The sequence below is a fragment of the Lachnospiraceae bacterium oral taxon 500 genome, assembly GCA_002999035.1.
Classification (GTDB): Bacteria; Bacillota; Clostridia; order Lachnospirales; family Vallitaleaceae; genus W11650.
This window is the reverse complement of sequence record CP027241.1, coordinates 2222402-2248476: the sequence shown is the minus strand read 5'-3', so window position 1 is coordinate 2248476 and position 26075 is coordinate 2222402. Positions and strand designations below refer to the sequence as shown.

The window sequence follows — 26075 nt, the reverse complement described above, 5'->3', positions numbered from 1 at the left end:
CTGTTGTTGTAACAACGAAAGGAGAAAAAATGGATATTTCTTTTTTAAGTAAAAGCCCCTTGTTCCGGGGAATTCTTGCTTCAGAAATTGTTGAAATGCAGACTTGCCTGCATTTTCGGGAAAAAGAATATAAAAAAGCGGAAATTATTTATCATGCCGGTAATCAGGTTCGCGATATCGGTTTAATCCTGCACGGCAGCGTTTCGATTGAACATGATGATATTTGGGGCAATAAAAGTATTTTAGATACCGTCGGTCCCGGTCAAATTTTTGCCGAAACCTATGCCTGCGTACCCGATTCGCCGCTGTTAATCAATGTTGTAGCGGCGACCGACTGTTCGATTCTGTTTATCGGTATGGCCGATATTCTGCATTTTTGCAGCAAAGCCTGTTCTTATCACAGCAGGCTGATCCGGAACCTGCTGACGATTGCCTCGCAGAAAAACTTAAATTTGTCCCGCCGTATTTTTCATACTTCGTCCAAATCCATCCGCGGCCGCCTGCTGTCTTACCTGTCTTTTCAAGCGACTTCACAGGGCAGCTATTCTTTTCGGGTTCCGTATAACCGCCAGCAGCTGGCTGATTATTTGAGCGTAGACCGCAGCGCTTTGTCCAATGAAATCAGCAAGATGCAGAAAGAAGGCCTGCTGACTGCCGATAAAAATCATTTTACGGTTTTTTTTAATTCCCTAAAATAAAAATTCGGGCAAATTGAAAATACACAATCAGCGCCAGAGCATCGACAATCGTGGTAATAAACGGGCCCGCCATAATGGCCGGATCCATTTTCAGGCGCTTGGCCAATACCGGCAAAAGTCCGCCGCAGACCTTGGCAATCATAACAACCACCAGCATGCTCAACGTAACGGTTAAAGCAATCATCAGCGAAACTCTTTCAATGAAATACAGCCGGGCAAAATTAATTACCCCCAAAATCGTACCGACAATTATACTGATTAAGAATTCTTTATACAGAATCTTAAAAAAGTCGCCCAGCTTTAACTCCCCCAGCGCCAGACCGCGGATAATCAGAGTTGAGGACTGCGAACCGGCGTTGCCGCCGGTATCCATCAGCATCGGAATAAATGAGGTCAGGATGACGACCGAGCTTAAAACCGCTTCGTAGCGGCGGATAATCAGGCCGGTAAAGGTAGCGGAAATCATCAGCACCAGCAGCCAGACAATCCGGCGCTTGGCCAGTGTAAAGATATTGGTCTCCAGATATGGTTCGTCCGACGGCTCCAGGGCGTTCATGATGGCGAAGTCTTCTTCGTTTTCTTCTTCGATAACGTCCAAAATATCGTCAACCGTTACGATACCAACTAAGCGGTCTTCGGTATCTACTACCGGCATTGCCAAGAGGTCATATTTTTTAAACAGAGCGGCCACTTCTTCCTGGTCGCTTAAGGTATTGACTTTAACCACATTGGTATCCATGATATCGCCAATCAGCGCGTCCGGTGTGGATAAAATAATTTTTCGGATTTCCAGAAGACCCAACAGCCTCCGATTATCGTCAATCACATACAGAACGTTAATGGTTTCGCTGTCAATTCCGATCTTGCGAATTCGGGCAATGGCGTCTTTAACTGTTAGACCGGCCCGTAAATCGACAAACTCGGTTGTCATAATTGTGCCGGCCGAGTCCTCCGGATAACTGAGCAGCAGGTTGATTTCCTTTCGCATCTCCGGCGAAGTGTTCTTCAAAATCTTTTTAACCACTACTGCCGGCATTTCTTCAATAAAGTCAACGGCGTCGTCCACGAACAGCTCGTTGACGATGCGGGCAACTTCGGCTTCACTGACCGATTCCACGATTTTTTGCTGCGTGTCGGAGTCCACCCGGGAAAAAACATCGGCTGCCAGATCTTTGGGTAATATTCGAAATGCCACCAACAAATCCTGATCGGTTAATTCATTCATCAATTCCGCGACATCAACCGGATTGCTGTCTAAAAGCAATTTATGCAAAGCAGGTTTTTGATTGTTTTTAATCAAATCTTTTACTACTTCGGTTTGTAAATTTTCCATTGGGGCTTCCTCCCTCATTTAACTTAGAATTTCTTCCTTGACGCAATATGCCATTTTCAGGGCATGATCGCTGATCCTTTCTAAATGCGACACCGTATCCAAAAACAAGATACTGAGCCGGATATCGCAGGCACCGGAAATCAGGCGTTCGGTATGTTCGGCCCGGATTTTTTCTTCCAGCTCATCAATTTCTTCTTCTAAATCTTCAATTTTGGCGATAAAGCTGTAAGTATTGGTTTCCCGCAGTCTCAGCGCCAAATCCACAATTTCAAAAACCTTTTCCACCATTTCATTAATATCATCAATTGCCATTTCGCTAAAATTGGCTTCCACTGTGGCTGCTTCACCGGCAATATCGGAAATGTCATTGGCATGGTCGCCGATGCTTTCTAGGTCAATCGCAGCGGAAAACAGGTCGCTGACCACCATTTTTTGATGCTCGGAAATAGACAGATTGCCGAGCTTGACCAGAAACTGAGTAATCAGCTGATAGTACCTAGCTGCGTTTTCCTTACGCTTGGGGTTTTCCAGAGTGTATTCGGTCTTTTGCTGAATCAAATCCTGAGTGGCATAGCGGAGAGATTCCAAAATATACTGCCCCATATTGCCGACTTCTTTAATGGCCGACTGAATGGCAAAACTGGGACTTTCCAAAATACGGTCGTCCAAATGTACCAGTTCGACCGTTTTTTCCACTTTGTCCTCTCCGGGAATCAGCTTTTGCGCGATCGCCAGCAGGACACTGGAAAACGGATAGAGCATAACGGTATTAATAATATTAAAGGAGGTATGGAATATCGAAATTTCCGAACCGCTGATTAAGCCGCTCCCCAAATCCGGCCGAATTACGCCAAAAAAGATCATGGTGCCGGCCGCAAAAACAACGCTGCCGACGACGTTAAAAAGTAAATGCAGCATAGCTGCCCGCTTGGCGTTTTTACTGGCGCCAACCGAGGAAAGCATGGCCGTCACGGTCGTACCGATGTTTTGTCCTAAAATAATATAAATTGCTGCATTCATCGGCACCAGTCCGGACATAGCCAAGGTCTGCAAGATACCGACACTGGCCGAGGAGCTCTGCACCACGGCTGTCACCAAAGCGCCGGCTAAAATACCCAAAACGGCATTTTTTCCCAGCAGAACGAAAATACTTTTAAAAATCTCCGAGTCCCGGTAAGGAGTAATCACATTTTTCATAAACTCCAAACCGATAAAAATAAGTCCAAAGCCAACGATGACTTCGCCGATCAATTTTTTCTTTTCCGAGCGGGTGAAAAAAATCAGAATAGCGCCAATACCGATGGCTAACGGAGCCATATTTTCCGGGCTGAGCACCTGAAACCATTCCGAGCTGGATACAATCCAGGCCGTGATAGTAGTACCGATATTCGCACCCATGATTACGCCGACAACCTGATTTAAGTTCATCAGTCCGGCATTGACAAAACCGACAACCATGACCGTAGTGGCGGAACTGCTTTGAATCAGTGCCGTGATCGCCGCACCGACCAGTACGCCTAAAAGTTTATTTTTAGTCAATAAACTTAAAAGCTCTCTTAACTTGGAACCGGCGGCTTTTTGCAGTCCGTCTGCCATGGTGTTCATTCCGTAAATGAACATACCAAAACCGCCTAAAAAAGTAAACGCTTGTAATAAGATTTCCATCTTTCCTTAAATGCCTTTCTCAATCCCCTGTTTATCCGGTCGCTGCCTTTCGCTGATTTTTCCGTTCTGTTAATCTATCGGTTAACTTCTTAATTTTTTTATCAAATCTCTTAAAATAGCCAAAAAGCGGCTTAATTCTTCGACGGTCGTATTTTTACCCACAGAAATCCGTAAGTGCGCCCGCCCTTCCGGTTCGCCCAAAGCTTTCATCACATGAGAGATACGGTAACTGCCGGCCTGACAGGCGGAACCGGCGGAAATACTGACGCCGTTTAAATCAAGCATGGTCAGCAGTGCTTCGGTTGATACTCCCGGAATCGAAAGATGACAGATTCCACTGCTCCGATGCTCGGCTGAGCCGTTAATTTCAATCTCTTCCCAAGCCGATAGTTCCGTCAGCAGGAAACTCATCAGCTCCTGCCGGTGCTGCCGCCTTCTTTCCTTTTCGTCCAAACAGGATTTCATGGCTGCACCAAAGCCAATTATAGCAGCCACATTTTCCGTACCGCCGCGCCGACCGCTCTCCTGCCGGCCGCCGAACAACAAGGGCTGGAGCCGGATGCCTTTCCTGACATACAAAGCCCCTATGCCTTTCGGCCCATAAAGTTTATGTGCCGATAAACTAATCATATCAGCATTTTGGGCGGACACTTCGGTTTGCTCCATGGCCTGAACGGCATCGGTGTGAAAGAGAATGCCATGCCGGCGGGCAATGGCGGAAACAGCCGCTATGTCCTGTAAAGTTCCGATTTCATTATTGACAGTCATAACCGAGATCAGTTTGGTTTCGGGACAGATTGCGTTTTCTAAATCCGCCAGGCTGATTCTGCCGTCTTTTGCCACCGGCAAATAACAAACGGTATGGCCTTCTTTTTCCAGCTGGGCAAAGGCTTGCAGCACCGAATCATGCTCAATTGCCGTTGTAATAAAATGCGCCTGCTTAAATTGCCTACCGGTTCCCAAAATCGCCAGATTATTGGCTTCCGTACCGCCGGAGGTAAAGATGATCTCACCCGGTGCCGCCGCAATCGCTGCCGCAATCTGTCCTCTGGCATTTTCTATATCATACTTTATCCGCTGGCTGTATAAGGCCGACGGATTTTCATAATGCTCCGTAAAATACGGCAGCATTTTCGCCAGCACTGCCGGGTCAACCGGAGTGGTCGCCGCGTAGTCCAAATAAATTCGCTGCATCATTTTCTCCGTCTAAAGTTCCGTTTTTGTTCGTTTCATTGTATCACATCCAAAAGTTAAATGCTGCTGCTCTTCTCCGGCAGCCGCTCCCGGACTTTATCCGCTAATTCGCGAAATAAGCCCGATAACTCCTCATCTCGTTGGTAAACTGTAGAAAATTGAGGTTTGATCGGCAGTTCCGTTAAAATCTCCAGATTCTTTTTGGCTAAAAATTGAGGCAGTTCTTCCGAGCGGTAAATATAAACTTTTTCCTGACAATGCGGGCATTGCAGGTAGCTCATATTTTCGACCAGACCCAAAACCGGAACTCCCAGATTTTTGGCCATGCCGACAGCCTTAGCGACAATCATCGACACCATGTCCTGCGGCACCGCCACCATGATGATGCCGTCAACCGGAATTGACTGCATAATTGTCATACTGACGTCACTGGTTCCCGGCGGCAGGTCAATTACCAGATAGTCTAATTCACCCCAAATGATATCGGTGTAAAACTGCTTAATTGTATTGGTAATCAAAGGTCCCCGCCAAATCAGGGGCTTATCTTCTTTATCAATCATCAGGTTAATTGACACGACTTTCAGGCCATTGGCCAGTGCAGCCGGCTGCAAGCCGTCCCGGGTCATCATCATCGCCTCTTTTTCAATTCCGAGCAGCCGGGGAATACTGGGGCCGATTAAATCAGCATCCAGAATACCGGTTTTATAGCCCGCCTCCTGCAAGGTCATTGCTAAATTGGCCGATACGGTTGATTTGCCGACGCCGCCTTTGCCGGACATAACTGCTATGATTTTTTTGAAGTAATTAGCTGGATTACCGGTAATATAATTTTGAAATGACACCGGATGTGGTGTTACCGGTTTTTTATGAATATTTTCTGGCATGATATCCTCCTGATGTGTATTTATAACTCAACTTTTCCGGGTTGAAAGCCTTGCTTCTGGTTTAACTCTTTGTATCATAGTATCATATTTCTGCGTAAAAGTCGATAAAAAAGTTATGACTGTGGCCTTTTTGGTAAATTTCCAGTTACAGTTCAGGCAAGTCATAACAAAAAAACCGAAACGGCAAGGATGCCAGAATCGGTTTTTTGGGTTATTATTTTTCTTCTTTATTCTTTTCTCTTTCCTGAATGACCTTATCCTGCACTTCTTTCGGCGCTTCCTGATAGCGGTCAAAGGCAACCGAATATTCGCCCCGGGCCTGGGTCATGGAGCGTAAATCGGTAGCATATTCATAGAGTTCGGCCGCCGGCACTTCCGCTTCCACCACTTGCTTACCCTTAACCGGAGTCATCCCCAAAATCTTACCGCGCCGTTTGGTGATATCGCCCATGATATCGCCCATATATTCGTCCGGCACCGTAATCTTGACTTTGGCGATCGGTTCTAAGAGTACGGGGTTAGCTTGTTTCATCGCTTCCTTAAAAGCAATTGTCGTTGCAATCTTAAAGGCCATTTCCGAAGAATCGACCGGATGATAGGAGCCGTCAATCAGCGTTGCTTTTAAGCCGACAACCGGATAACCGGCTAAAGTACCGGCCTGCACCGATTCTTCCAACCCTTTTTCCACTGCCGGGAAATAGTTTTTCGGCACCGAGCCGCCAAAGACTTCCTCAAAGAACTCAAAGGCTTTTTCCTGATTGCCGGATGGCTCAAATACCATGATAACATCACCGAACTGGCCGTGGCCGCCGGATTGCTTTTTATGCCGGCCCTGAACCTGTACTTTTTTGCGGATGGTTTCCCGATACGGCACTTTCGGCGTACCCAAATCCACCTGAACATTATATTTACCGGCTAATTTACTGACAATGATTTCCAAATGCTGGCCGCCTACGCCGTATAAAAGCTCCTGCCGGTTCTCTTTATCCAGTACCAGTCGAATGGTTGGATCTTCTTCCATTAACCGGGCAAGTCCGGCGCTGATCTTATCCTCATCGCCCTTGGTTTTTGGCTTAATTGCCCGGTAGGCCAGGGATTCCGGATAATTTACGCCTGCAAATATAACTTTTCTCTTTTCGCTGCACAAAGTATCACCGACCTTAACGCTGTCCAGCTTAACAAAGGCTCCGATATCACCGGCACAAAGCTGGTCAACTTCGATTTGTTCCTTACCGGCTAAGGTATACAGGCGCGCAATCTTTTCCACATTGCCCTGACGGCAGTTATACAGACTCGACTCCTTTTTAATTGTGCCGGAATAAACCCGGAACAAAGAAATCCGGCCGACATAGGGGTCAACGATGGTTTTAAACACAAAAGCCGATACCGGCTCGCTGCTGTCACATTTGACTTCAATCTCCTGCTTAGTCGCGGCATCAATCGCTTTGACTACCGGGTTTTCCTCAGTTGGCGACGGCAGATATTTTTCAATCGCATTCAGCAGCACCGTCACACCGGTGGTTCGGATGCTGTCGCCGCAGAATACCGGCACCAGCGTCCGGTCAATGACGCCCTTATGAATGGCGGTTTGGATTTCGTCCAAAGAAAACTCTTCGCCGTTAAAATATTTTTCCATTAAAGCTTCATCGGTTTCTGCGACTGCTTCTAAAATCATTTCTCTGGCCGGAGCAATTAATTCATCCATGCCTTCGGGAATCGGAGCGGTTTCCACTTTATTATTTACAAAGCGCCGGGCTTCCATTTTAGCAACATTAACGAAGCCGACAAACTTCTCATTTTCGTAAATCGGTACCTGGATCGGCGCGATTGCTTTGCCGAACGCAGCTTTTAAATCTTCCAAAATCTTATTTAAATTGGCATGTTCATCATCCATGCCCGATACATAAATCGCTTTGGCAATATTCATTTCATCGGCGTATTCCCATGCCTTTTCCGCGCCGACTTCCACTCCCGAGCGTCCCGATACTACGATAATAGCGGCGTCCGCGACACGAACGGCCTGCTTGGCTTCACCGACGAAGTCAAAATAGCCCGGAGTATCCAAAATATTAAACTTATTATTATTCCATTCAATCGGAATCAGCGACGTACTAATTGAAAACTTTCTCTTGATTTCTTCCTTATCAAAATCGGAAATGGTATTTCCGTCCGTAATGTTTCCCTGTCTTTTGGTAAGACCAGATACATAAGCCATGGCTTCCGCAAGGGTGGTCTTACCACTGTTGCCATGACCGAGCAGCACAATGTTTCGGATGTTTTCAGTAGAATAATTTTTCATAAGTCGTCCTCCTGTTATTAGTAGGTATAGAGATAAAGTCAAAGATTTTTCTTTGCCTTCATCGGTAAATAATAATGACTTTAAAAATATTTTGCAATATTTTTTAGTAATATATTATAATATTCTTGCTTTCCTTGTAAAATCCTTTTATGAATTTCGTTTTTATAATAAATTTTTAAAAAAAGCAGAGTCTAAAAAGTCTATGAAGAATTGATTTTTCTTTAAATAAATGATATAATAAACAAACGAAAGGAGATTTAAAGACAATATTAAAGAATAGATTAAAGAAAAAGAAATATAAATAATTTAGATTGAATTAGCGGAAAAATGGTATTGCTTGAGGAATGATCCTAATTTGAATCAGTGAAGAAGAAAGACAAAAAAGTTTTAATATTGTAAGAAAGAGAGGGAGATCATGAATCTGATTAAAAAGATTATAACGGTTTCGATGGTGGGGAGTCTTATTTTCAGCATCGCCGGCTGCGGCAATGCCAAAGAAAAGGCAAGCCAAGAGGTACAGAAAACGACTTCGGCTAAAGAAAATTCGAAAGAAACAAAGGCGGAGGAAACTGCTGATAAGAAGACAGATGACGGCAAGACCTTTCTTGCCGAAGATTTGGTGACCAGAGAGGAAGTATCGGCAATGACAGGCGTTTCGATTGTTGATATCAAACTTTGGGACAACGATTATTTGGGTTTGCTGGGAGCAACCTACCTTGTAAAAAAAGACGGATATGACGGATTTACGCTTAATTGCTATCAACAGCCCTATCGCGGTACGGCTAAGGATGATGTCCCACATCCGGTTTTTGGCCGCGGTGTGAAGGATGATTACGAAAAAGGAAAGCGCATTGCTAAGGAAAACAATTTTTTTGAGGCAGTCGAAGGTATGGGGCAGGATGCTTATTATGATAATGTCGGGTATGTACTGCATGTCCTCTATAATGATGATTATTACTTAGAGGTACGGGATAACTGTCTGGATGACCCCACTATAAAGAAAGAAATGCACATAAAAATAATGGAGAAAGCTTTGGAGAGACTATCTGCCGGTCTTAAACTTTAATATCCAGTTCCGCTTTTTTCTTTAATTCGTTACGATAATACCGTTCTTCCGCTTTTTTAACCGCTGCCGATAAATAATCAGCGTATTCATCAATTTCGCTGCTCTTGCCGGCACTAATCGCCATGTGTACTTCCTGCTTGGCGCTCATTAAAATCGCCTTAGCTTCCGCTTTGGTTTTGGCTCTGGCCAGCCGGCTTTCAATCTCCCGCCGCCGTCGTGCCGCTGCCTGCGCCTTGCTTAAGCTTTTGGGGTCGATATCACGTAAAAGATTTTTTTCTTTCTCAGTTAATTCCTCGCCGCAAGCCACTTTTCTCAAAATCGTTGTCTGATCGGTCGAATTTAGGCTATTCATGCTCTCCTTAGCCAAGCGCAGCAATTCTTCCATTTTTTTGACATCTTCTGTCTTTCCCTCAGTGACTATGCCTTCCGGTGTTTCCTTTCGCTTAAAAGAAGCTGTTTTGGCAAAAAATCCGTCCTGTTTCCGAGCAATAGAAAAAATGCCGGTTCGACTGCCGAATAAAAACTTGTTTGCTTGAATATTCATGTGGGTTCCTCCCTGATTTCATCTGGGCTTGTCCCTAAGCCCTTGTATTGTTTCCTGCTCTCGTTCATCCGCCCCAAAGGATTGTTCAAACTTTTTCCTTGCTATGTATATCGGCAGTTTTCGAAAAAAGTTGAATTTTTACGGGCCGGGCCCTGCCTAATAAATATTTTTTCTATGCCTGACCTTACAGAAAGCTCCATAGTATCAACTCCTTTCCTATATGTATTACATTGTAGTACATATATATTTATTTGTCAAAAAAACGGCATAATTGCCGGAAAGACAATTATGCCGTTTTTTGCTGTTTCAGTTCAAGCAGGCAGAGCACTGCATACCCTATATTGCTTCTTTTTCGGGTGCTTCTGCCGGCGGAACCGGCTTTTTCACCCTGATTTTTTCAGTGATGACCTGCTTCGGACAAACTTTAACGCAGGCGTTGCACTGTTTACATTTGTCATAATCAACATGGGCAATGTTATTGACGACATGAATAGCGTCAAACTTACATTCTTTTTCGCACTTTGTGCAGGCGATACAGCCCACCTGACAGGCATCCATCACTTCCTTACCCTTAGCCAGCGAACGGCAGCGCACCCGAACTTTTTTATCATCCGGCACCATTTCAATTAATTTTTTCGGGCAGGCAGCCACACATTTGCCGCAGGCCACACATTTTTCCGAGTCAACTACGGCAATTCCGTCCACGATCGACAAAGCGCCGAATTCACAGACCCGGACACAGGAACCCAGTCCCATACAGCCGTATTCGCAGGCCTTTGGCCCGCCGCCCGGCAGATACGCCGCATCGGCGCAGCTGGAGATGCCGACATATTCATATTTTTGCTTGGCGTTTTGGCAGTTGCCATTGCACTGAACAAAAGCAACCATTTTTTTTCCGGCTTTGGCCTCTACACCCATAATCTTAGCAATCATGGCCAAAGTATTGGCACCGCCAACCGGACATAAATTAATCGGTGCGCCGTCTTCCACGATTGCCTTGGCGTACGCATCGCAGCCCGCTTTGCCGCAGGCGCCGCAGTTGGCACCGGGCAGCGCTTCTCTTACTTCCGGTATCAAGGGATTGACTTTCACCGCAAAAATCTTAGAAGCCACACCCAAACCGGCACCGAACACTAAACCCAATCCACCGATTACCGACATGGTAACCATTACCTCATTCATTTTCTAACCTCCCTATAAAAACCCGTCATCGACTGTTCCGATCAGTAACTCAACTTTCCCATAGTCTTTTTTGGCTCTATCCCGCTCAAAGAGCGGGTGCCCTGTCGAAACGCTTCGCGTTTCTGTGCGGGTGCACAACCTACATGGACTCACTCTCGCGATTTGCTTCGCAAATCGCATTCCGTTCTTGCCCGCCGCCGAAAGGCGTAGCCTTTCTGGAAGCAACGAGCCTAAAAAAGACTGTTCTGTCGAACATGGAAAAGTTGAGTAAGCAACTGTCGGAAACGGTTATAAGCCTATTTAATTAAACCCGTAAATCCGAAAAAGGCAATAGCCATCAGGCCGGCCGTAACCAGTACGATCGGATAACCTTTAAAAGAAGCCGGAATGTCATTGTATTCCATTTTTTCCCGAATTCCGGCTAAGAGGACGATTGCTACCAAAAATCCGACCGCCGTACCAAAACCGTTAATGGTTGCTTTAATCAAGTCATATTCTTCCTTCATATTGATAACAGCTACACCCAAAACTGCACAGTTGGTCGTAATCAACGGCAGATACACGCCCAGTGCCTGATAAAGTGCCGGACTGGTCTTTTGAATAATCATTTCAACCAGCTGCACCAGAGAGGCAATGACCAAAATGAAAACGATATTATACAGGTACTTTAAGTTCAGGTTCACCAAAATGATATTATATGACAAATACGTCATAATCGAAGCCAGAGTGATAACAAAGGTAACCGCCACTCCCATGCCGATAGCCGTTTCAATTTTTTTGGAAACGCCCAGAAACGGACAGTTTCCTAAGAAACGGGCTAAAATTACATTATGTACAAAAACCGCGCCGATAAACAGTAAAATATATTCGGTCATGCTTTCGCCTCCTTTTTCTTTCTGGCAATGATGTAGTTATAAACCGCCAGCATTACTCCTAAGGCAATAAATGCACCGGGTGCCAACAGGAAAATGGTAATCGGCTGATAAATAACCAGCGGCAGAATGGTGATGCCGAAAATCTGACCGGCACCCAAGATTTCCCGAATCGAACCCAAAATCAGGAGCGCAACCGTAAAGCCCAGTCCCATGCCCAGACCGTCAAATAAGGACGGCAGCACCCCGTTTTTTGAGGCATAGGCTTCCGCCCGTCCTAAAACGATACAGTTAACTACGATCAGTGGGATAAATAAGCCCAGTGAAGAATAAAGGCTGGGAATAAAGCCCTGCAGAAGCAAATCAATGATTGTTACAAAAGTGGCAATAACTACGATAAAGGCCGGAATCCGCACCTTAGCGGGAATGATTTTCCGGAGCATCGAAATAACCATATTTGAGCCGACTAAAACCACGGTAGTGGAAAGACCCATGCCGACGCCGTTAATTGCCGAACTGGTGACCGCCAGAGTCGGGCACATACCCAAGACCTGAACAAAAATCGGATTATCCGAAACAATCCCCGCCTTGATCCTTTCTTTTACAATATTCATTTATTTGCCTCCCTTCAGCTGCGTCTGGTAGTATTCGATGGCTTCGTTGACAGCGCTTACTACGGCCGTAGAAGTAATGGTCGCGCCGCTTAAGGCTTCAATATTCTGACCGTCATTATTGCTTTTGGATACCACCAGTTGTTCGGCCGGCTTGGTCTTAAATTTGTCCTTAAAGTCATCCCTGTCTGCATTGGCACCCAGACCCGGTGTTTCCGAATGACTGATAACATCAATTCCGCTGATTTTGCCGTCAGCATCAATTCCGGCTACCAGGGTTACCGCTCCGCCATAGCCCTTGCTGGTCAGCATAAAAGCATAGCCCTTAACACTGCCGCTGCTGTCGGTGCCGGTAAAAATTTGCAGGATTTTAGGATATTTTTCCGCATCGGCGACCGTTAATTCTTCAAAGGCTGCATCCGGCAAAACCGCGTTTAAAGCATTGTCTCTTTGAATGATGGCCTGCGCCGCAATCGGCGCTTCGGTCACGGAATGCACCAAGCTGAGTAAAAGCCCGGCTACCGCCGTAATTGCAAATAAAATAAAGGTATTTTTAATAATCAAAAACACTTCCGAATTGGGTTTTTGTTCTACAGCTTCTTTATTCATTTTTTCTCCCCCCCAAATGATGTCGGAATCAGGAAATTATCCAGCAGCGGTACAAATAAGTTCATAATCAGGATAGCAAAGCTGACGCCCTCCGGATAACCGCCGAATAAGCGAATTAGGGCGGTCAAAAAGCCGCAGCCTAAGCCCATAATAATCTGCCCCTTACCGGTCATTGGCGAAGTCGAATAATCGGTCGCCATAAAGAAAGCGCCCAAAAGAAGTCCGCCGGCCGTCAAATGGAAAGCTAAATAATTCATATCCCAAGGCCTTTGTCCGAAAATGAGCATGATTAAGGTAAACATGCCGATAAAACTAACCGGAATCTGCCAGGTAATAACCTTGCGGTAAAAGAGATAACCCGCTCCTAAAAGCAGAGCCACCGCTGATACTTCACCAATGCAGCCGCCGGTAAAACCCCAGAAAGTATCGGTCAACGTAATTTGTAAATCCCCAACTGCCAAACTTCCTGCTTTAAAAAGTGCAAAAGGCGTTGCTTTTGTTATTGCATCCAATTTCGTAAAGCTGCCGGTTTTTAAGAGTGCCAGCGGCGTTGCGCCCGTGATCATGTCAATTCCGGTAAAACGACCGCTTTGACCGGCTAACGGCCAAGTTGTCATATAACCGGCAAAAGAGACCAGCAAAAAAGCGCGGCCGACCAGCGCCGGATTCATAAAGTTCTGTCCCAGCCCGCCGTATAACTGCTTTACGATAATAATAGCAATGAAGCTGCCTAAAATCGGCACAAAATAATAATGTCCCGACGGCAGGTTCAGGCCCAGTAAAAGACCGGTAACAGCCGCCGACAAATCACCGATTGTAATCGGCTTTTTTAAAATCTTTTCATATAAATATTCAAACAGCACTGCCGAGCCAACAGCCAGCGCTACGTTGATAACCGCGTTTAATCCAAAGACATAAAATCCCCATAAAGTCGCCGGTGCCAGCGCGATTAAAACATCCCGCATAATGCCTTTGGTACTGGCGTTATCCCGAATATGAGGAGATGACGAAACAATATTTAGCATTTTTCTACCTCCGATTATGCTCGTTTTTTAGCCATTAAGGCCCGCTTTTTGACTCTGATGGAATGGACCAGATGCCGTTTGGCCGGGCAGACATAGGAACAGGAACCGCATTCAATGCAGTCTAAGCCATGACAGCGTAAAAATCTGTCCTCATCATTGTTTCTGGCAAAACGATCCAGTTCCAGAGGCAGTAAGTTCATCGGGCATGCCCTCGTACAGCGGCCGCAGCGAATGCAGGCACTTTCCTGACAAATAGCTGCTTCTTTGTCTGACAACAGCAAAATACAGGATGAAGTTTTCATGACCGGAACATCATAGTCAAACATGGCCAGCCCCATCATCGGTCCGCCGTGAATGATTTTAACGGCTTCCTCCGGGTGACCGCCCGACATTTCAATCAGCTGGCGATAAGATACGCCCAGCGGTACGCGGTAATTGGCCGGTTGATCGTACATTTCGCCCGACATGGTAATAATCCGGCGCAGCAGCGGAATTCCCTCCAGCACTGCCTGACCGATGGCCACCGTGGTATCGACATTATCCACGATACAGCCGACATCAGCCGGCAGCTTACCGCTCGGTACTTTTCTTTTGGTAGCGGAATAAATCAGCTGCTTTTCGGCACCCTGCGGATACTTGGTTTCCATTACGCAAACCGACATCCGGCTTTTGCCGGCAATGGCTTTTTCCATCGCCGCAATCGCATCCGGCTTATTATCCTCAATACCGATAATACCTTGAGCTTCGGGGAACAAAGTCAAAATAACTTCCAATCCCCGTACCACCGCAGCCGGCTCCTCCACCAAAATTCGATGGTCGGAAGTAAGGTACGGCTCACATTCGGCTCCGTTGATTAAAATATATTCAATTTTTTTATCAGCCGGCGGATTCAGTTTGATATGCGTGGGGAAACCCGCGCCGCCCAAACCGACGATACCTGCTTCCCTGATTAGATTCAAGATCTCTTCCTTGGAAAGCTCCGCCAGGGGTTTAACTTCCATCTGTGTGCGGCGGTACTGCCCGTCGTTGGCAATAATAACCGCTTCCCCTTTGGCCCCGTTCGGCTGCAAAACTTTAACAATCTTTTTAACCGTTCCGGAAACGCTGCTGTGTACCGGCGATGATACAAATGCGTCACTGTCCCCTATTTTTTGCCCGGCTAAGACCTCGTCACCGACTTTGACAATTGGTTTGCATGGCGCGCCGATATGCTGCTGCATTAAAATAGTAACCGTTTCGCCCGGTGTTACGTCCCGGATGGGAATTGTTTTAGTAAATTCTTTGGAATACGAGGGGTGAATTCCCCCATGAAATGTGTTAGACACTCTCTATTCGCCTCCTTAACCTGCTTGCTGCTCTTTCGGATTTTCGCCGCGGCTGATGCGTAAATCAGGCATTCCAAAACAAGATCGAAACCACCCGATCCGATATTCTGTCCCCAATTTATCACTTATAATTCAGCCTAACCCCTTATAATATAAACAAATTTTAATAAAAAATCAATGATTGTTATTTTTTTGATTATCGGGACGTGGATTAATGTTTATAGAATATTTAAAAGCAAAGATGTGTATACAGAATACACAAAAAGAAATCCCTTACTTTTGGTAGATTTTTAAAGCTTTTCCCTTTCTTTTCGTTAAGAAAATAACTTATTGCTGCTCTATCTATAAAAAAAGACTTTGCCCGGCCGACTGTTCGAGTCAAAAGGCAAAGTCTTATAGAAAAAAGGCTTGTCATCTAAGTTTTGTCTATGCTTCTCCCGATTTTTTATGGGTATGCTGATGCAAATGCTCCATGCAGTATTCGTGATAACCTTCACAAGCCGAGCAATATCGGAACTCCAGCTCAGGAGAAGATAACTCTGTCCGGCCGCAGACTTCGCAGCAATGCTTGGCCGCTGACCGTGACGCCGTTCCGGTTTGATAGGGATTTCGGCCGCCCTGTATTACTTTCCACTTTCTCCGCTGCCGGCTGCTGATATGGGTGGCACGTCTAGAAAATAAACTTTTGCCGAAAAAGATCAAAAAATTAATCAGGCCGGTGATGATTAAAATTTTACCGGTTAAGGAAGTCAGTACAAACAAAATTGCCAGCATGGCGCCGCTGAAATAAGCAATATATTTAATCTTAATCGGAATAAAAAACATAAATAAAATCATTTCATCCGGGAAGTAAACCGCATAAGCAAAAAACAGCGAAGAATTTAAATAAATGCCGCTGATATTGCCGCCGAAAATGCTGCCTGCCAAAATTACACCCAGCATGCCGAGCAGATAATACATGGTAAAAGCAAAGGAACCCATGGCGTACTCCAGCTGCCGGCCAATGCTGTAATAAAAGAAAATCACCAGCGCCGCGATGAAAGTACTCATTATACTGCCGGAAAACTCCGCCGGGGGGATAAAAATAAAGCTGATAATCCGCCATACCTGTCCGGCTAAAATCGCTTCCCGGTTAAAGGCCAGCATCCCGGTCAGGTTCAACGAAAAAACCATTTGCATGACATAAACGAGTACATTTCCGGTCAGGATGTAAATCATCAGGTTGGGAATCGTCAGCCAGCCAATTTTTCTTTCCAATTTATCTAATAATTTCATAACGTCGAGCCTTCGCTTATTTTTCAGCGGCCTCTTCTTCCTTTTTATTTTCCACGCAGTCACAATCACATTCCGCGGTTTCGTCCGCTTCCTCATGCGAGCAGCAACAGCAGCCGCAACTATCTTCATTTTTCAGAGCACTTTCATAAACAATCCGGATAGAGGAAGCAGTTGCTTTATAATCAATATATAAAGTAAATTCCTTTTCCGTTTCCTCATTATCGGGTTCTGATACCGAAACGCTGCTGGCGGTATTATTACCGTCCAAAATCACCCGGCACTCATCCGGTACCAAAATACTGACCGCACTGGCCAGCGCAAAAACATTCAAATAAACCGACGGGCTTTCCGGATGAACGCCCAGGAAGTTCAGTTTAACTGCTGCACCCAGCGCCGCTACCGAATCATCTTCAAAATCCGCGTTATAATACAAAGTCTTACTGTTGCCGGTGATTACTTCATTATAAAAAACCTTCAGTTCCTCGTATTTTTTATATGCGTATGTTCCTGCTCCCACTGCGGCACCAAACAGCAATGCTCTTTTTAAGCTTTTTAATTTCATCACATTCTCCTTTCGTACCCTTTTCATACCTTGATTGCCGAATTGAATGGAGGTGAGGGGAATCGAACCCCTGTCCAAAATCCTATTCATTAAAGCGTCTCCCATTACAGTCTTTGCTTTTTCATTCCCTCTGCCGACCGTCCAAAGACAGACTGCCGGTTTTAGTAGCTTCATATTTCTTCCTCATCGTCAAAGCTTTCGATGCGAAGTGCCTCACCAATCTGATGCCCGTGCCCCTGTCAGTGAGCGAACAGGACGGACAGCCGCCTAATTAGGCTGCAAATGCTAAATTATCTTCAGCGTTTAATTTTAAGTTTCGAGTTTTAACGTAGCCCCGAACTACGAATGGCTTCTTTAACTGCAAAAACCCTGTCGAATCCAAGACACCCCCGTACTAAAGTTTAACCTTAAAGGTTCGTTCGGCAGTCCGGCTGATCTCTTTCTTTTTCAAAGCCTCTCGTTTGTCGTACAGCTTTTTTCCCTTGGCTAGGCCGATTTCCATTTTAATCAGGCCTTCTTTTAAGTAAATTTTCAGCGGCATGATTGTATATCCGTCTGCTGCTGTCGCTCCGGCTAAAGCATTGATTTCTTTCCGGTGCAGCAACAGCTTGCGCGTACGCAAAGGATCCTTATTGAAAATATTTCCTTTTTCATACGGCGTAATATGCATCCCGACTACAAAGATCTCACCGTTTATAATCTTGATGTAGCTTTCTTTGATTGATGCCTTACCCATACGAATGGATTTTACTTCCGTCCCGACCAGTTCAATTCCGGCTTCATAATTTTTTTCAATAAAATAATCGTGATAGGCCTTCTTGTTTTGGGCCAGAAGCTTATAATCGCTCATTTTCCTTCGCTTTCTGTCTTTTGTGGTAAAATACTGCCCGCACGCAGGGCAAAGCTATACCTTTTAGCTTAACACGATTCATTATAGCATAATTTATCTATAAACTATATTAAAAATTCATTACAAATTAAAATGGGATCCTTTAGAAACCGTCCGTCAAACTAATTTGCTGAAAGTTCATTCATCATCTGATAGAGCTGATTTGCCGTCAGTTTTTCTTTTTCCGCCAAGGCAAACTCAGAGTGAATTTCTCCCTGATGCATTAGCAGCAAGCGATTACCGTACTGAATGGCGTCCTTTAGATTATGGGTGATCATAAAAGCTGTCAGACTTTTTTCCTTGATTTTTTCTTCGGTCAGGTTCATGATCTTTTTTTGCGTATTCGGATCCAGCGCCGCCGTATGCTCGTCCAGCAACAGCAACAGCGGTTCTTTCATTGTTGCCATCAAAAGCGACACCGCCTGTCTTTGCCCACCGGAAAGCAAACCGATTTCCGTGTTTAGACGATCCTCCAGGCCCAGCTTTAACGCTGCCAGGCTTTCCCGAAATACTCCCTGCTCGGTCCTTTTACTGCCCATTGCCAGTCCCCGCCGTTTGCCGCGCCGAAGTGCCAACGCCATATTTTCGGCAATTGTCATTCGTGGCACCGTTCCGTCTAACGGATTTTGAAAAACCCGGCTAATATATTGTGCCCGTTCATGTTCGTGGGTATCGGTTACATTTTTTCCCTGTATCCGAACTTCGCCGCTGTCAGCGGCAAGACTGCCGGCAATAATACTAAGCAGGGTTGATTTACCGGCTCCATTGCCGCCGACAATCGTAATAAAATCACCGGCATAAATAGACAAATTGATGTTTTTTAAAGCATGGTGGGTTTCTTCTGTGCCGGCACGAAAGCTCTTGCTGATATGTCTCAATTCAATCAGCGGCTCTTCCGGCTGCCGGTGCAGATCTTGCCCGCCTTTTTCCGGCAAGGCTGCGGTGGCTTTGCTATCCGGCTGATTGCCATTTTCTCTATTTTTTCTGTTTTCGCTGTTTCTTCTATCTTCTGCATTTAACATATTCTGTTCTCCATTCTAAGACTGTCTTTCCTACCGGCAGACATTGATTTAGTCAAATAGATTGGTTTACCCAAGCAGTTTACTTTTGGCACCCAGTGCTGCCTTGATTTTGGGCAAAGCCAACAGTCCGGCAATCAAAGCCGCTGAAAGCAGCTTAAAGTCATTGGCACTGATAAAGTCCAGTTTTAAGACCAAAAGCAGCAGCAGCCGGTAAATAACCGCCCCCAGCACTGTATAGCCCAGGCGCTGAAAAAAGGTGGCACGACTGAAAATAACTTCCCCAATAATAATCGCTACCAAGCCGATAACAATAACGCCCTGTCCGGAATTGACATCGGCATAGCCGTTATTTTGTGCCAGAATCGCACCGGCTAAAGCAATCATACCATTCGCCAAAACCAGGCCCAAAACTGTCATTCGCTCGGTTGAAATGCCCATGGACGCCGCCATTTTGGGATTATCGCCGGTGGCAATCAGCGCCTGCCCTATTTCTGTTAAAAAGAACCAGCGAATAAACAGAATGAGGATTATGACCGCCAGTAGGCCAATCGCAATCATACCGGCGTACTTAGAGATCGGCAGCCGGTTTATCCAGTCAAAAATCGTGTCCTGATTTAAAAGACTGAGATTTGCCCGCTGCATAATTCGTAAGTTAATCGACAGTAGTCCGGTCATTGCTAAAATTCCGGCTAAAAGACTGGGAATCCGGCAAACCGTGATAAAAAAACCGGTGATTGCTCCCGCTAACATTCCGGCAATTACTGCCGCCGCCATGGCAAGAACAGGATTAAATCCATTGTAAATCAGGATAACGCAAACCGCCGCTCCTAAAGGATAACTCCCCTCTGTGGTCATGTCCGCCACGTTTAAAATCCGAAAACTGATAAATAGACCCAAAGACACAATGCTCCACAAAAAGCCTTGGGCAATTGCTGAAATTACTAAGTTCACAGCCGCCTCCCTTTATTTTCCTACGATTTTTGCCTCTTTCCGAATCGTTTCCGGAATGACAATTCCCAGCTCCTCTGCCTTCTTTTCATTTAAATAAATAATGCCGTCATTTGCCAGTACAATCGGTGTTTTGGCAGGATCAGCACCGTCTAATACCGCTATCACCGTTTGCGCCGCCTTAACTCCCAGCATATACTGATCAACTCCCAGCCCCAAAACGCCGCCGTCTGCAACCATCGTATCCGCCGAAGGAAATACGCCGATATGGTACTCGTCGGCCGCTTTTACCACCGTTGGCATGGTGCTGGCAATCGTGTTATCAATCGGCACAAAAATCGCCTGAACCTGTGCTGCTACGCTTTCTGCTGCCTGCTGGACATCATTGGTGCCGGCAACGGACGTGATTTTTAAATCAATGCCGAGTTCTGCCGCCGCTGCTTTCACGTCCTCTATTTGTTTTGCTGAGTTATCTTCACCGGAAGTGTAAAGCACACCCATTTTTTTCAAATCCGGCAAGATTTCTTTCATAATCTCCAATTGCCGTTTAATCGGTGTCCGGTCGCTGACGCCGGTTACATTGGTGTCCGGCTGTTTTTCGTCCTTAATCAGCCCCGCCTCTACCGGATAAGTGATCCCTGCCATCACAATCGGAATCTCTTTTGTTGCCTTAGCTAAAGACAGCGTTGCCAGTGTGGTAATGCCGACTAAAATATTATTTTTTTCCGCCACCATTTTTTCTGCCATGGTAATTAAGTTGCTTTGATCGCCCTGTGCATTTTGCAGGTCAAGCTCAATCTTTTTCCCGTTTTTTCCGTCTTCGGTATAACCGGAGCGGGCAAGTTCCTCGGTCAGTCCTCGATAGATTTCATCAAGCGCCGGGTGACTTAAAAGCTGCAAAACACCAATTTTGATGATTGCACTTTCTTCCCTGGGAATCGGTTTTTCCTGATTGGAATCTGCCGTATTTTCCGCCAGCTTACTGCTCTTAGTGCCACAAGCCCCGACAACAGCGACAAGGATTAGACACAGAATTGTCAATAAAATTTTCTTTTTCATTTCAATTAAATCTCCTTTTTAACAGCTTCATTTTAGGCAAACAAAAAGCCACATAGTTTTTTCTATGTGGCAAGATAATCTGAGTAAGGCTTTTCCACATAGATACAGTTCCTTCACCGGCCGTATCTATGCACAAAAATCAAAGCACATTAAGAATACAACCTGTATCCAGTGCTTTGCCAGTATTTTGTTGCATTAACCTGTGTCTGATACAGAATCATTCTTAACTCCTTTCTGCAAAAGCGGCTTTGACAATCTCATTTGAGTGCCTGTTGTTTTTAGCTATATTAGCCTATAAATTAAAAATCAAGGCATTGGCATTAGTATACATGATTTTTGGTGTTTGTCAAGAGAAAAAAATATGTTCTCCTGACGCAGGGGAAATCTTCCCCGCTCCTTAGCTATAAAAATAGTCCGGTAATAAACCCGGAAGCATAAAAGCCCATAAACAACACACCGGTATGCATCCCGAAGCGGTTGTTTAAAATGCCGCTGAACAGTGCCACCGACAAAGTAATGGCAATTCCCAAAACGCCCGCTTCGTAAAAGGCCAGCATAAACACCAGTCCCAGAAAAGAACCGATCAAGGCTTCATGGCTGACATAGCGCAGCATTTTTTCCGTCCAGCTTCTGGCTTTGGTCATGGCCAGCGGATAGGCAAAAGCGGCGCCGCCGATAATGCCAATGATGCCATAAACCAAATAATCCGACCAGCTTAAAAAATTGTGCAGATTCATCACCGGATCCGTCGTAAAAACCGGCGGTGCGTTAAAAAGCGGAGCCGCCGGCCCCAAAGCTACCGGCGAAAGCGGCAGGCCAAAGGCCAAAAGCGGAATAATCAATTCGCCGATATATGTGGCATTGGTCACTGCATCCTGAATTCCGGCCGTCAGCATGGTTTTTTGATAAATTTCTTTTTTCCCGGCTAGGAGCTCACCTAAGAGCACAGTCATTCCGACCGGTGAAAAGGTAAAGGTACAGGCGGAGATAGCGGAAGCCGTCAGGATTTTATTCCTTTGGCCACCGGAAAACTGGCGGAAAGGATTGGGGAAAAATCCCATTTTTCGGTCCGGTTCCGGTGCCAAGTACACTTTGGATAATTCTCCGGTTTCCTGTGATTTTCGGATCTCCGGCACAAAAACATTAAAAATCTCGGCAATCATCGGCCCGATGGTAATTCCCATAAAGATGGAAATAAATAAGTTTTTGCCGACTCCCTCCTGTGCCAGCCTCTGAATCCCCTGAATCAGGAAAGAAAACGGCACCAGCCCCAGAATCGCTCCCCACTTGGCTTTCGACATATAGGCAATAAAAATCGCCCCTAAAGTAAAAATCAGCCCGATATAGGGTTTGATCAGTTCGCCCAGAGGCGCTAACAGCATGGCAAAACCGATTGACACCGGCACAGCCACCAAGGAGCCGATCAGGGAAGCGGCCGCCATTTTCCGCATAATGATATGCGGTACGCCCAATGCTTTTGCCGTCCGGCAGTATTGAATCATTGGCACCGCCATCGTACTGCCCGGCAGAGCGGTCATAGCCGTTGGAATCGTGTGCGTGATCTGCATCGCCACCGTAATGCCGATAAACCAAGCAAATATAACCACCGGTGAAACGCCCAAAAGCACCAAAATCAAGGTCAGCGGCGCCATCGTTGCTGTTTCGTCCGTTCCCGGAATCACACCGATTACCGAAAATAAAATACCGCCCAATAAAGAAAATAAAAAAGCCTGTAAAATCAATTCTGCACTTATCATTTCCGGCTCCTCCCTTCCTCTTCTCCTCTATACTGCGGTTTATAATTAGGAGAATCTTCAGGAATCAGCCGAAGCAAGCCATAAAGCTTTAAGGCTTCCATCTCTTGCAGCGTTTCCTTATCTGCTCTGGCTAAAAGTTCGGTTTCCGCTGCAAGCGAGGTACCGGCATCTGTTAAAACTTTTTCCAGTTCTATTTCCTCGGTTCCCTCAATCACGATCCGTTTCGGCTTAAAACTCCGTCCGGTGATGATACCGCTGAGAAAACAGCCGGCAATTCCGCCCATTAAGGCATAACCGCCGATCACACCGGCAGACAGGCTTGTCAGCTTGGTCAGCAAATAAGATATGCCGCCGTAAAAGCCCATTGTTACCCCGATGCCAATTGCCGCCGCACATAACAGTTCCGGCAAAAATACGGTATCGCCCCATACTTTCGTATAGATTTTTTCTTTCATTTCTTTTCCTTTCCGGGTTGTATAGACCCTTCAGTCAAACTTATTTTTTCCCGCCAAAGCTGATCTTGTTTTCCGAGCCGCTCAGCAGGCGCTTCACATTTGCCCGATGCTGATAAATCCCCAGTAAAGCAATCCATAAGGCAAAGCACATTTCCATGCCGGACGGCTTTTGCCAAAAAAGAAAGCCAAACGGCAGGCTGATGCACAAAAGGAGCGAGGCCAGAGACACATAGCGGCTGACGGCAATTACCACAATCATAATCACCAGACAAAGCAGACCCAGCCGATAATCCAGCGCAAACGCAAGCCCAATCGTGGACGCAATTCCTTTGCCGCCCCGAAAGTTTAAAAACACCGGGAAGTCATGACCGAGAATTACGCCAAAGCCGGCAGCAATCGCTGACAACGAATCTTTTGTTAAAAGTAAAACGATTGTAACTGTCAAAAAAGATTTCAAAAAATCTCCGGCAAAGGTCAAAAGCCCCAGTTTTAAGCCCATCACCCGCAGCGCGTTGGTGGTGCCGGCATTGCCCGAGCCATACTGGCGGATATCAATATGCCGGTTGATTTTGCCCACAATATACGCCGTCTGAAAACAGCCGGCCAAATAGCCGACCAAAATTACCGGAAGCAGTTTAATCATTTTTCTTCCTTTCTTTTAAGATAAAGCGCAAAGAGGTTCCCTTGAAGCCAAAGGCTTCTCTGAATTTATTTTCAATATAACGTTGATAAGAAAAATGCATTAATTCACGCTCATTGATAAACAGCACAAAGGTCGGAGGCTTGACCCCTACCTGAGTCGCGTAGAAAATCTTCAGGCGGTTGCCCTTATCGGCCGGCGGCTGATTCATTGCCATCGCGTCATACAGGACTTCGTTTAAAACACCGGTTGCCACCCGCAGGTTTTGGTTTTGGACAACCGCTTCAATTGTTTCAAACAGGCGATGCATTCTTTGGCCGGTTTTAGCCGAAATGAACACACGCGGCGCGTAGTCCAAATAGGATAATGTCCGCTGGATATCTTCTTCAAAACGTTTCATGGTCTTGTCGTCTTTTTCAATCGCATCCCATTTATTGACGGCAATGATGATGCCCTTGCCCCGCTCATGCGCGATACCGGCAATTTTAGCGTCCTGCTCGGTTAGGCCTTCGGTTGCGTCAATCATCAGCAGGGTAATATCCGATTTTTCAACAGCTGCCACTGTCCGGATAATGCTGTATTTTTCAATTTCGCCGGTGACCTTGTTTTTGCGGCGCAGTCCGGCCGTATCGGTAAAAACATATTTGGTATGATTATAGGTAACTACCGAATCAATCGAATCTCTGGTTGTTCCGGCCACATCGGAGACAATCGAGCGTTCTTCGCCCAGTAATTGATTGAGCAGACTGGATTTGCCGACATTTGGCTTGCCGACCAGCGCGACCGACGGATATTCTTCCGCCTCCTCCTTTTCTCCCTGCGGAAAATAAGCGGTAACAGCATCCAACAGCTCACCAAATCCCTGCTGATTGGCCGCCGAGACCGGAATCGGTTCGCCCAGTCCCAGATTATAAAACTCATAAATATCATTGGCCTGTTTTTGAAAGCTATCCACTTTATTGACGCATAAAATGATCGGTTTTTTGCTTTTTCTAAGCAGATTGGCCACTTCATAATCGGCATCGGTTACCCCGGCCCGGCCGTCGGCGATAAATAAGATGACGTCGGCCAAATCAATGGCAATTTCTGCCTGCGCCCGAATATGCTTGAGCAGCGTATCGCTGCTGGATAATTCCAGTCCGCCGGTATCAATCAAAGTAAAAGTGCGATCCAGCCATTCCGTATCGGCATAAATCCGATCGCGGGTTACACCCGGCGTATCCTGAACGATTGAAATTCGCTTTCCCGCCAAATAATTAAATAAAGTTGATTTTCCTACATTCGGCCGGCCAACCACCGCTACGATTGGTTTTCCCATAGTATTTCCTCATTTCATATAATTTAAATAGATTATGCTGATATGCGATCCGCGCTGCAATCCGCTGCGGCGGTGCGAAAAGAACATCTCCGGCTGTCCGTAAGTACATTCCGTTGAAACTTCCATATGCTCCGGCAAAACGCCTTGGTTTTTTAGGGCAAAGGCAATATAGGCTCGCAAATCCAAAAGGTATTTCCCGTTTCCTTTCGGGAAAAAGACTTGGTTTAGTATATCATATTTCCCGTGCTTTTCAAATTCTTTTTTTACATCTTCGCCAACTTCGAAGTTTTCCCGGCTGATACAAGCGCCCAGTCCTACCCGGATATCCGCCGGATGGCAGCCATATCGCTCTGTCATTTGCCGCAGCATTTCACCGGCAATATCCAGTACCGTTCCCCGCCAGCCGGAATGAGCCGCTCCGATTACCTGCTGCTTCGGGTCATAAAAAAGAAGCGGTACGCAATCCGCTGAAAAAATCGTCAGCGCCACGCCCCGTTCCTGAGTTAATAAGCCGTCAATTCCTTTTCGTTCTTCTTTCTTAGGGAACAAAAAGCCATTGCCGGCATCCGCTTTGGTAATATGCGCGATTTTGGTTTGATGCACCTGATCGGAAAAAGTATAACTTTCCGCCGGAAAGCCAAGTACCGCGGCAAAACGGAGGTAGTTTTCGCGAACATTTTCCGGACTGTCACCTAGTCCCCAGCCCATATTCATGCTTTCATAAACACCGCTGCTGACTCCGCCCAGTCTTGTATTCATTCCGTGAATGATATCAGGGAACTGTAAAAATAAATCAAACTGTAAAACTTCTTTTTTCTCGTGTTTCATTTTACTCCTTTTGGT

Annotated in this window: 25 protein-coding genes and 1 other RNA gene; 2 read left to right on the top strand and 24 right to left on the bottom strand. The window is 45.8% G+C overall.

From position 1 onward, the window contains the following. Nucleotides 1-29: 29 nt before the first annotated feature. Nucleotides 30-698, top strand: a complete 669-nt coding sequence (locus C3V36_10170; protein ID AVM69574.1) for a Crp/Fnr family transcriptional regulator — start codon at nucleotides 30-32, stop codon at nucleotides 696-698. Here the strand turns inward: C3V36_10170 and mgtE are convergent. The 5 genes from mgtE to fusA form a co-directional block, all read right to left on the bottom strand. Further along, the gene (mgtE, locus tag C3V36_10165; GenBank protein AVM69573.1) at nucleotides 682-2031 is read right to left on the bottom strand and encodes a magnesium transporter; all 1350 of its coding nucleotides are present in this window, start codon (nucleotides 2029-2031) and stop codon (nucleotides 682-684) included. The two genes, C3V36_10170 and mgtE, sit on opposite strands and share 17 nt — an antisense overlap. Before the next feature lie 18 nt (nucleotides 2032-2049). Continuing rightward, on the bottom strand, nucleotides 2050-3696 hold the full coding sequence (locus C3V36_10160; GenBank protein ID AVM69572.1) for a Na/Pi cotransporter: 1647 nt from the start codon (nucleotides 3694-3696) through the stop codon (nucleotides 2050-2052). Between the two features lie 81 nt (nucleotides 3697-3777). After that, nucleotides 3778-4890 (bottom strand): cysteine desulfurase NifS, encoded by a 1113-nt coding sequence (locus C3V36_10155; GenBank protein ID AVM69571.1) that lies wholly within the window; start codon nucleotides 4888-4890, stop codon nucleotides 3778-3780. Between the two features lie 56 nt (nucleotides 4891-4946). After that, the gene (locus tag C3V36_10150; protein AVM69570.1) at nucleotides 4947-5774 is read right to left on the bottom strand and encodes a sodium:proton antiporter; all 828 of its coding nucleotides are present in this window, start codon (nucleotides 5772-5774) and stop codon (nucleotides 4947-4949) included. Between the two features lie 214 nt (nucleotides 5775-5988). Further along, nucleotides 5989-8073, bottom strand: a complete 2085-nt coding sequence (gene fusA, locus C3V36_10145; GenBank protein ID AVM69569.1) for an elongation factor G — start codon at nucleotides 8071-8073, stop codon at nucleotides 5989-5991. A 415-nt stretch (nucleotides 8074-8488) separates the two neighbouring features. Between fusA and C3V36_10140 the strand changes: the two genes are divergently transcribed. Next, the gene (locus tag C3V36_10140) at nucleotides 8489-9139 is read left to right on the top strand and encodes a hypothetical protein (protein AVM69568.1); all 651 of its coding nucleotides are present in this window, start codon (nucleotides 8489-8491) and stop codon (nucleotides 9137-9139) included. Here C3V36_10140 and C3V36_10135 read toward each other — a convergent pair. The 19 genes from C3V36_10135 to pgeF form a co-directional block, all read right to left on the bottom strand. After that, nucleotides 9129-9683: a hypothetical protein gene (locus C3V36_10135; GenBank protein AVM69567.1), complete on the bottom strand. Its 555-nt coding sequence runs from the start codon at nucleotides 9681-9683 to the stop codon at nucleotides 9129-9131. The two genes, C3V36_10140 and C3V36_10135, sit on opposite strands and share 11 nt — an antisense overlap. A gap of 336 nt (nucleotides 9684-10019) precedes the next feature. Continuing rightward, nucleotides 10020-10865, bottom strand: coding sequence for a ferredoxin (locus C3V36_10130; protein AVM69566.1), 846 nt, complete (start codon nucleotides 10863-10865; stop codon nucleotides 10020-10022). A gap of 296 nt (nucleotides 10866-11161) precedes the next feature. Beyond that, a complete protein-coding gene (locus C3V36_10125; protein ID AVM69565.1) occupies nucleotides 11162-11740 on the bottom strand; it encodes an electron transport complex subunit RsxA in 579 nt (192 codons plus the stop codon). Next, nucleotides 11737-12351 carry an electron transport complex subunit RsxE gene (locus tag C3V36_10120; GenBank protein AVM69564.1) on the bottom strand — a complete coding sequence of 205 codons (615 nt, stop codon included), beginning with the start codon at nucleotides 12349-12351 and terminating at the stop codon, nucleotides 11737-11739. Before C3V36_10120 ends, C3V36_10125 begins: the two co-directional genes overlap by 4 nt. Continuing rightward, entirely contained in the window at nucleotides 12352-12957 is a 606-nt protein-coding gene (locus C3V36_10115) for an electron transporter RnfG (protein ID AVM69563.1), read from the bottom strand. It lies immediately after the preceding gene. Beyond that, a complete protein-coding gene (locus C3V36_10110; protein ID AVM69562.1) occupies nucleotides 12954-13982 on the bottom strand; it encodes a Na+-transporting NADH:ubiquinone oxidoreductase subunit D in 1029 nt (342 codons plus the stop codon). The genes C3V36_10115 and C3V36_10110 overlap by 4 nt, the downstream gene beginning before the upstream one ends. Nucleotides 13983-13996: 14 nt before the next feature. Beyond that, nucleotides 13997-15307 carry an electron transport complex subunit RsxC gene (locus C3V36_10105; GenBank protein ID AVM69561.1) on the bottom strand — a complete coding sequence of 437 codons (1311 nt, stop codon included), beginning with the start codon at nucleotides 15305-15307 and terminating at the stop codon, nucleotides 13997-13999. A 426-nt stretch (nucleotides 15308-15733) separates the two neighbouring features. After that, nucleotides 15734-16582 (bottom strand): hypothetical protein, encoded by an 849-nt coding sequence (locus tag C3V36_10100; protein AVM69560.1) that lies wholly within the window; start codon nucleotides 16580-16582, stop codon nucleotides 15734-15736. A gap of 16 nt (nucleotides 16583-16598) precedes the next feature. Beyond that, a complete protein-coding gene (locus C3V36_10095; protein AVM69559.1) occupies nucleotides 16599-17144 on the bottom strand; it encodes a hypothetical protein in 546 nt (181 codons plus the stop codon). A 44-nt stretch (nucleotides 17145-17188) separates the two neighbouring features. Then, nucleotides 17189-17535, bottom strand: a transfer-messenger RNA (tmRNA) gene (ssrA, locus tag C3V36_10090). A gap of 3 nt (nucleotides 17536-17538) precedes the next feature. Next, nucleotides 17539-17994, bottom strand: coding sequence for an SsrA-binding protein (locus C3V36_10085; GenBank protein ID AVM69558.1), 456 nt, complete (start codon nucleotides 17992-17994; stop codon nucleotides 17539-17541). 161 nt (nucleotides 17995-18155) lie between these two features. Continuing rightward, a complete protein-coding gene (locus C3V36_10080) occupies nucleotides 18156-19055 on the bottom strand; it encodes an ABC transporter ATP-binding protein (GenBank protein AVM69557.1) in 900 nt (299 codons plus the stop codon). Between the two features lie 66 nt (nucleotides 19056-19121). Then, entirely contained in the window at nucleotides 19122-20006 is an 885-nt protein-coding gene (locus C3V36_10075) for a branched-chain amino acid ABC transporter permease (GenBank protein ID AVM69556.1), read from the bottom strand. A gap of 12 nt (nucleotides 20007-20018) precedes the next feature. Continuing rightward, entirely contained in the window at nucleotides 20019-21062 is a 1044-nt protein-coding gene (locus C3V36_10070) for an ABC transporter substrate-binding protein (GenBank protein ID AVM69555.1), read from the bottom strand. Between the two features lie 401 nt (nucleotides 21063-21463). Beyond that, nucleotides 21464-22816 carry a hypothetical protein gene (locus C3V36_10065; GenBank protein ID AVM70514.1) on the bottom strand — a complete coding sequence of 451 codons (1353 nt, stop codon included), beginning with the start codon at nucleotides 22814-22816 and terminating at the stop codon, nucleotides 21464-21466. Further along, entirely contained in the window at nucleotides 22816-23274 is a 459-nt protein-coding gene (locus C3V36_10060; GenBank protein AVM69554.1) for a hypothetical protein, read from the bottom strand. The genes C3V36_10065 and C3V36_10060 overlap by 1 nt, the downstream gene beginning before the upstream one ends. 40 nt (nucleotides 23275-23314) lie before the next feature. Further along, entirely contained in the window at nucleotides 23315-23917 is a 603-nt protein-coding gene (plsY, locus tag C3V36_10055) for an acyl-phosphate glycerol 3-phosphate acyltransferase (protein ID AVM69553.1), read from the bottom strand. After that, the gene (locus tag C3V36_10050) at nucleotides 23910-25232 is read right to left on the bottom strand and encodes a ribosome biogenesis GTPase Der (protein ID AVM69552.1); all 1323 of its coding nucleotides are present in this window, start codon (nucleotides 25230-25232) and stop codon (nucleotides 23910-23912) included. The genes plsY and C3V36_10050 overlap by 8 nt, the downstream gene beginning before the upstream one ends. Nucleotides 25233-25241: 9 nt before the next feature. Continuing rightward, on the bottom strand, nucleotides 25242-26060 hold the full coding sequence (gene pgeF / locus C3V36_10045; protein AVM69551.1) for a peptidoglycan editing factor PgeF: 819 nt from the start codon (nucleotides 26058-26060) through the stop codon (nucleotides 25242-25244). Nucleotides 26061-26075: the final 15 nt, after the last annotated feature.

Bases quoted from the DNA above. Each gene is read 5' to 3' on its own strand.
- C3V36_10170 (AVM69574.1), top strand. From the start codon at position 30: ATGGATATTTCTTTTTTAAGTAAAAGCCCCTTGTTCCGGGGAATTCTT.
- mgtE (AVM69573.1), bottom strand. From the start codon at position 2,031: ATGGAAAATTTACAAACCGAAGTAGTAAAAGATTTGATTAAAAACAAT.
- C3V36_10160 (AVM69572.1), bottom strand. From the start codon at position 3,696: ATGGAAATCTTATTACAAGCGTTTACTTTTTTAGGCGGTTTTGGTATG.
- C3V36_10155 (AVM69571.1), bottom strand. From the start codon at position 4,890: ATGCAGCGAATTTATTTGGACTACGCGGCGACCACTCCGGTTGACCCG.
- C3V36_10150 (AVM69570.1), bottom strand. From the start codon at position 5,774: ATGCCAGAAAATATTCATAAAAAACCGGTAACACCACATCCGGTGTCA.
- fusA (AVM69569.1), bottom strand. From the start codon at position 8,073: ATGAAAAATTATTCTACTGAAAACATCCGAAACATTGTGCTGCTCGGT.
- C3V36_10140 (AVM69568.1), top strand. From the start codon at position 8,489: ATGAATCTGATTAAAAAGATTATAACGGTTTCGATGGTGGGGAGTCTT.
- C3V36_10135 (AVM69567.1), bottom strand. From the start codon at position 9,683: ATGAATATTCAAGCAAACAAGTTTTTATTCGGCAGTCGAACCGGCATT.
- C3V36_10130 (AVM69566.1), bottom strand. From the start codon at position 10,865: ATGAATGAGGTAATGGTTACCATGTCGGTAATCGGTGGATTGGGTTTA.
- C3V36_10125 (AVM69565.1), bottom strand. From the start codon at position 11,740: ATGACCGAATATATTTTACTGTTTATCGGCGCGGTTTTTGTACATAAT.
- C3V36_10120 (AVM69564.1), bottom strand. From the start codon at position 12,351: ATGAATATTGTAAAAGAAAGGATCAAGGCGGGGATTGTTTCGGATAAT.
- C3V36_10115 (AVM69563.1), bottom strand. From the start codon at position 12,957: ATGAATAAAGAAGCTGTAGAACAAAAACCCAATTCGGAAGTGTTTTTG.
- C3V36_10110 (AVM69562.1), bottom strand. From the start codon at position 13,982: ATGCTAAATATTGTTTCGTCATCTCCTCATATTCGGGATAACGCCAGT.
- C3V36_10100 (AVM69560.1), bottom strand. From the start codon at position 16,582: ATGAAATTATTAGATAAATTGGAAAGAAAAATTGGCTGGCTGACGATT.
- C3V36_10095 (AVM69559.1), bottom strand. From the start codon at position 17,144: ATGAAATTAAAAAGCTTAAAAAGAGCATTGCTGTTTGGTGCCGCAGTG.
- C3V36_10085 (AVM69558.1), bottom strand. From the start codon at position 17,994: ATGAGCGATTATAAGCTTCTGGCCCAAAACAAGAAGGCCTATCACGAT.
- C3V36_10080 (AVM69557.1), bottom strand. From the start codon at position 19,055: ATGTTAAATGCAGAAGATAGAAGAAACAGCGAAAACAGAAAAAATAGA.
- C3V36_10070 (AVM69555.1), bottom strand. From the start codon at position 21,062: ATGAAAAAGAAAATTTTATTGACAATTCTGTGTCTAATCCTTGTCGCT.
- C3V36_10060 (AVM69554.1), bottom strand. From the start codon at position 23,274: ATGAAAGAAAAAATCTATACGAAAGTATGGGGCGATACCGTATTTTTG.
- plsY (AVM69553.1), bottom strand. From the start codon at position 23,917: ATGATTAAACTGCTTCCGGTAATTTTGGTCGGCTATTTGGCCGGCTGT.
- C3V36_10050 (AVM69552.1), bottom strand. From the start codon at position 25,232: ATGGGAAAACCAATCGTAGCGGTGGTTGGCCGGCCGAATGTAGGAAAA.
- pgeF (AVM69551.1), bottom strand. From the start codon at position 26,060: ATGAAACACGAGAAAAAAGAAGTTTTACAGTTTGATTTATTTTTACAG.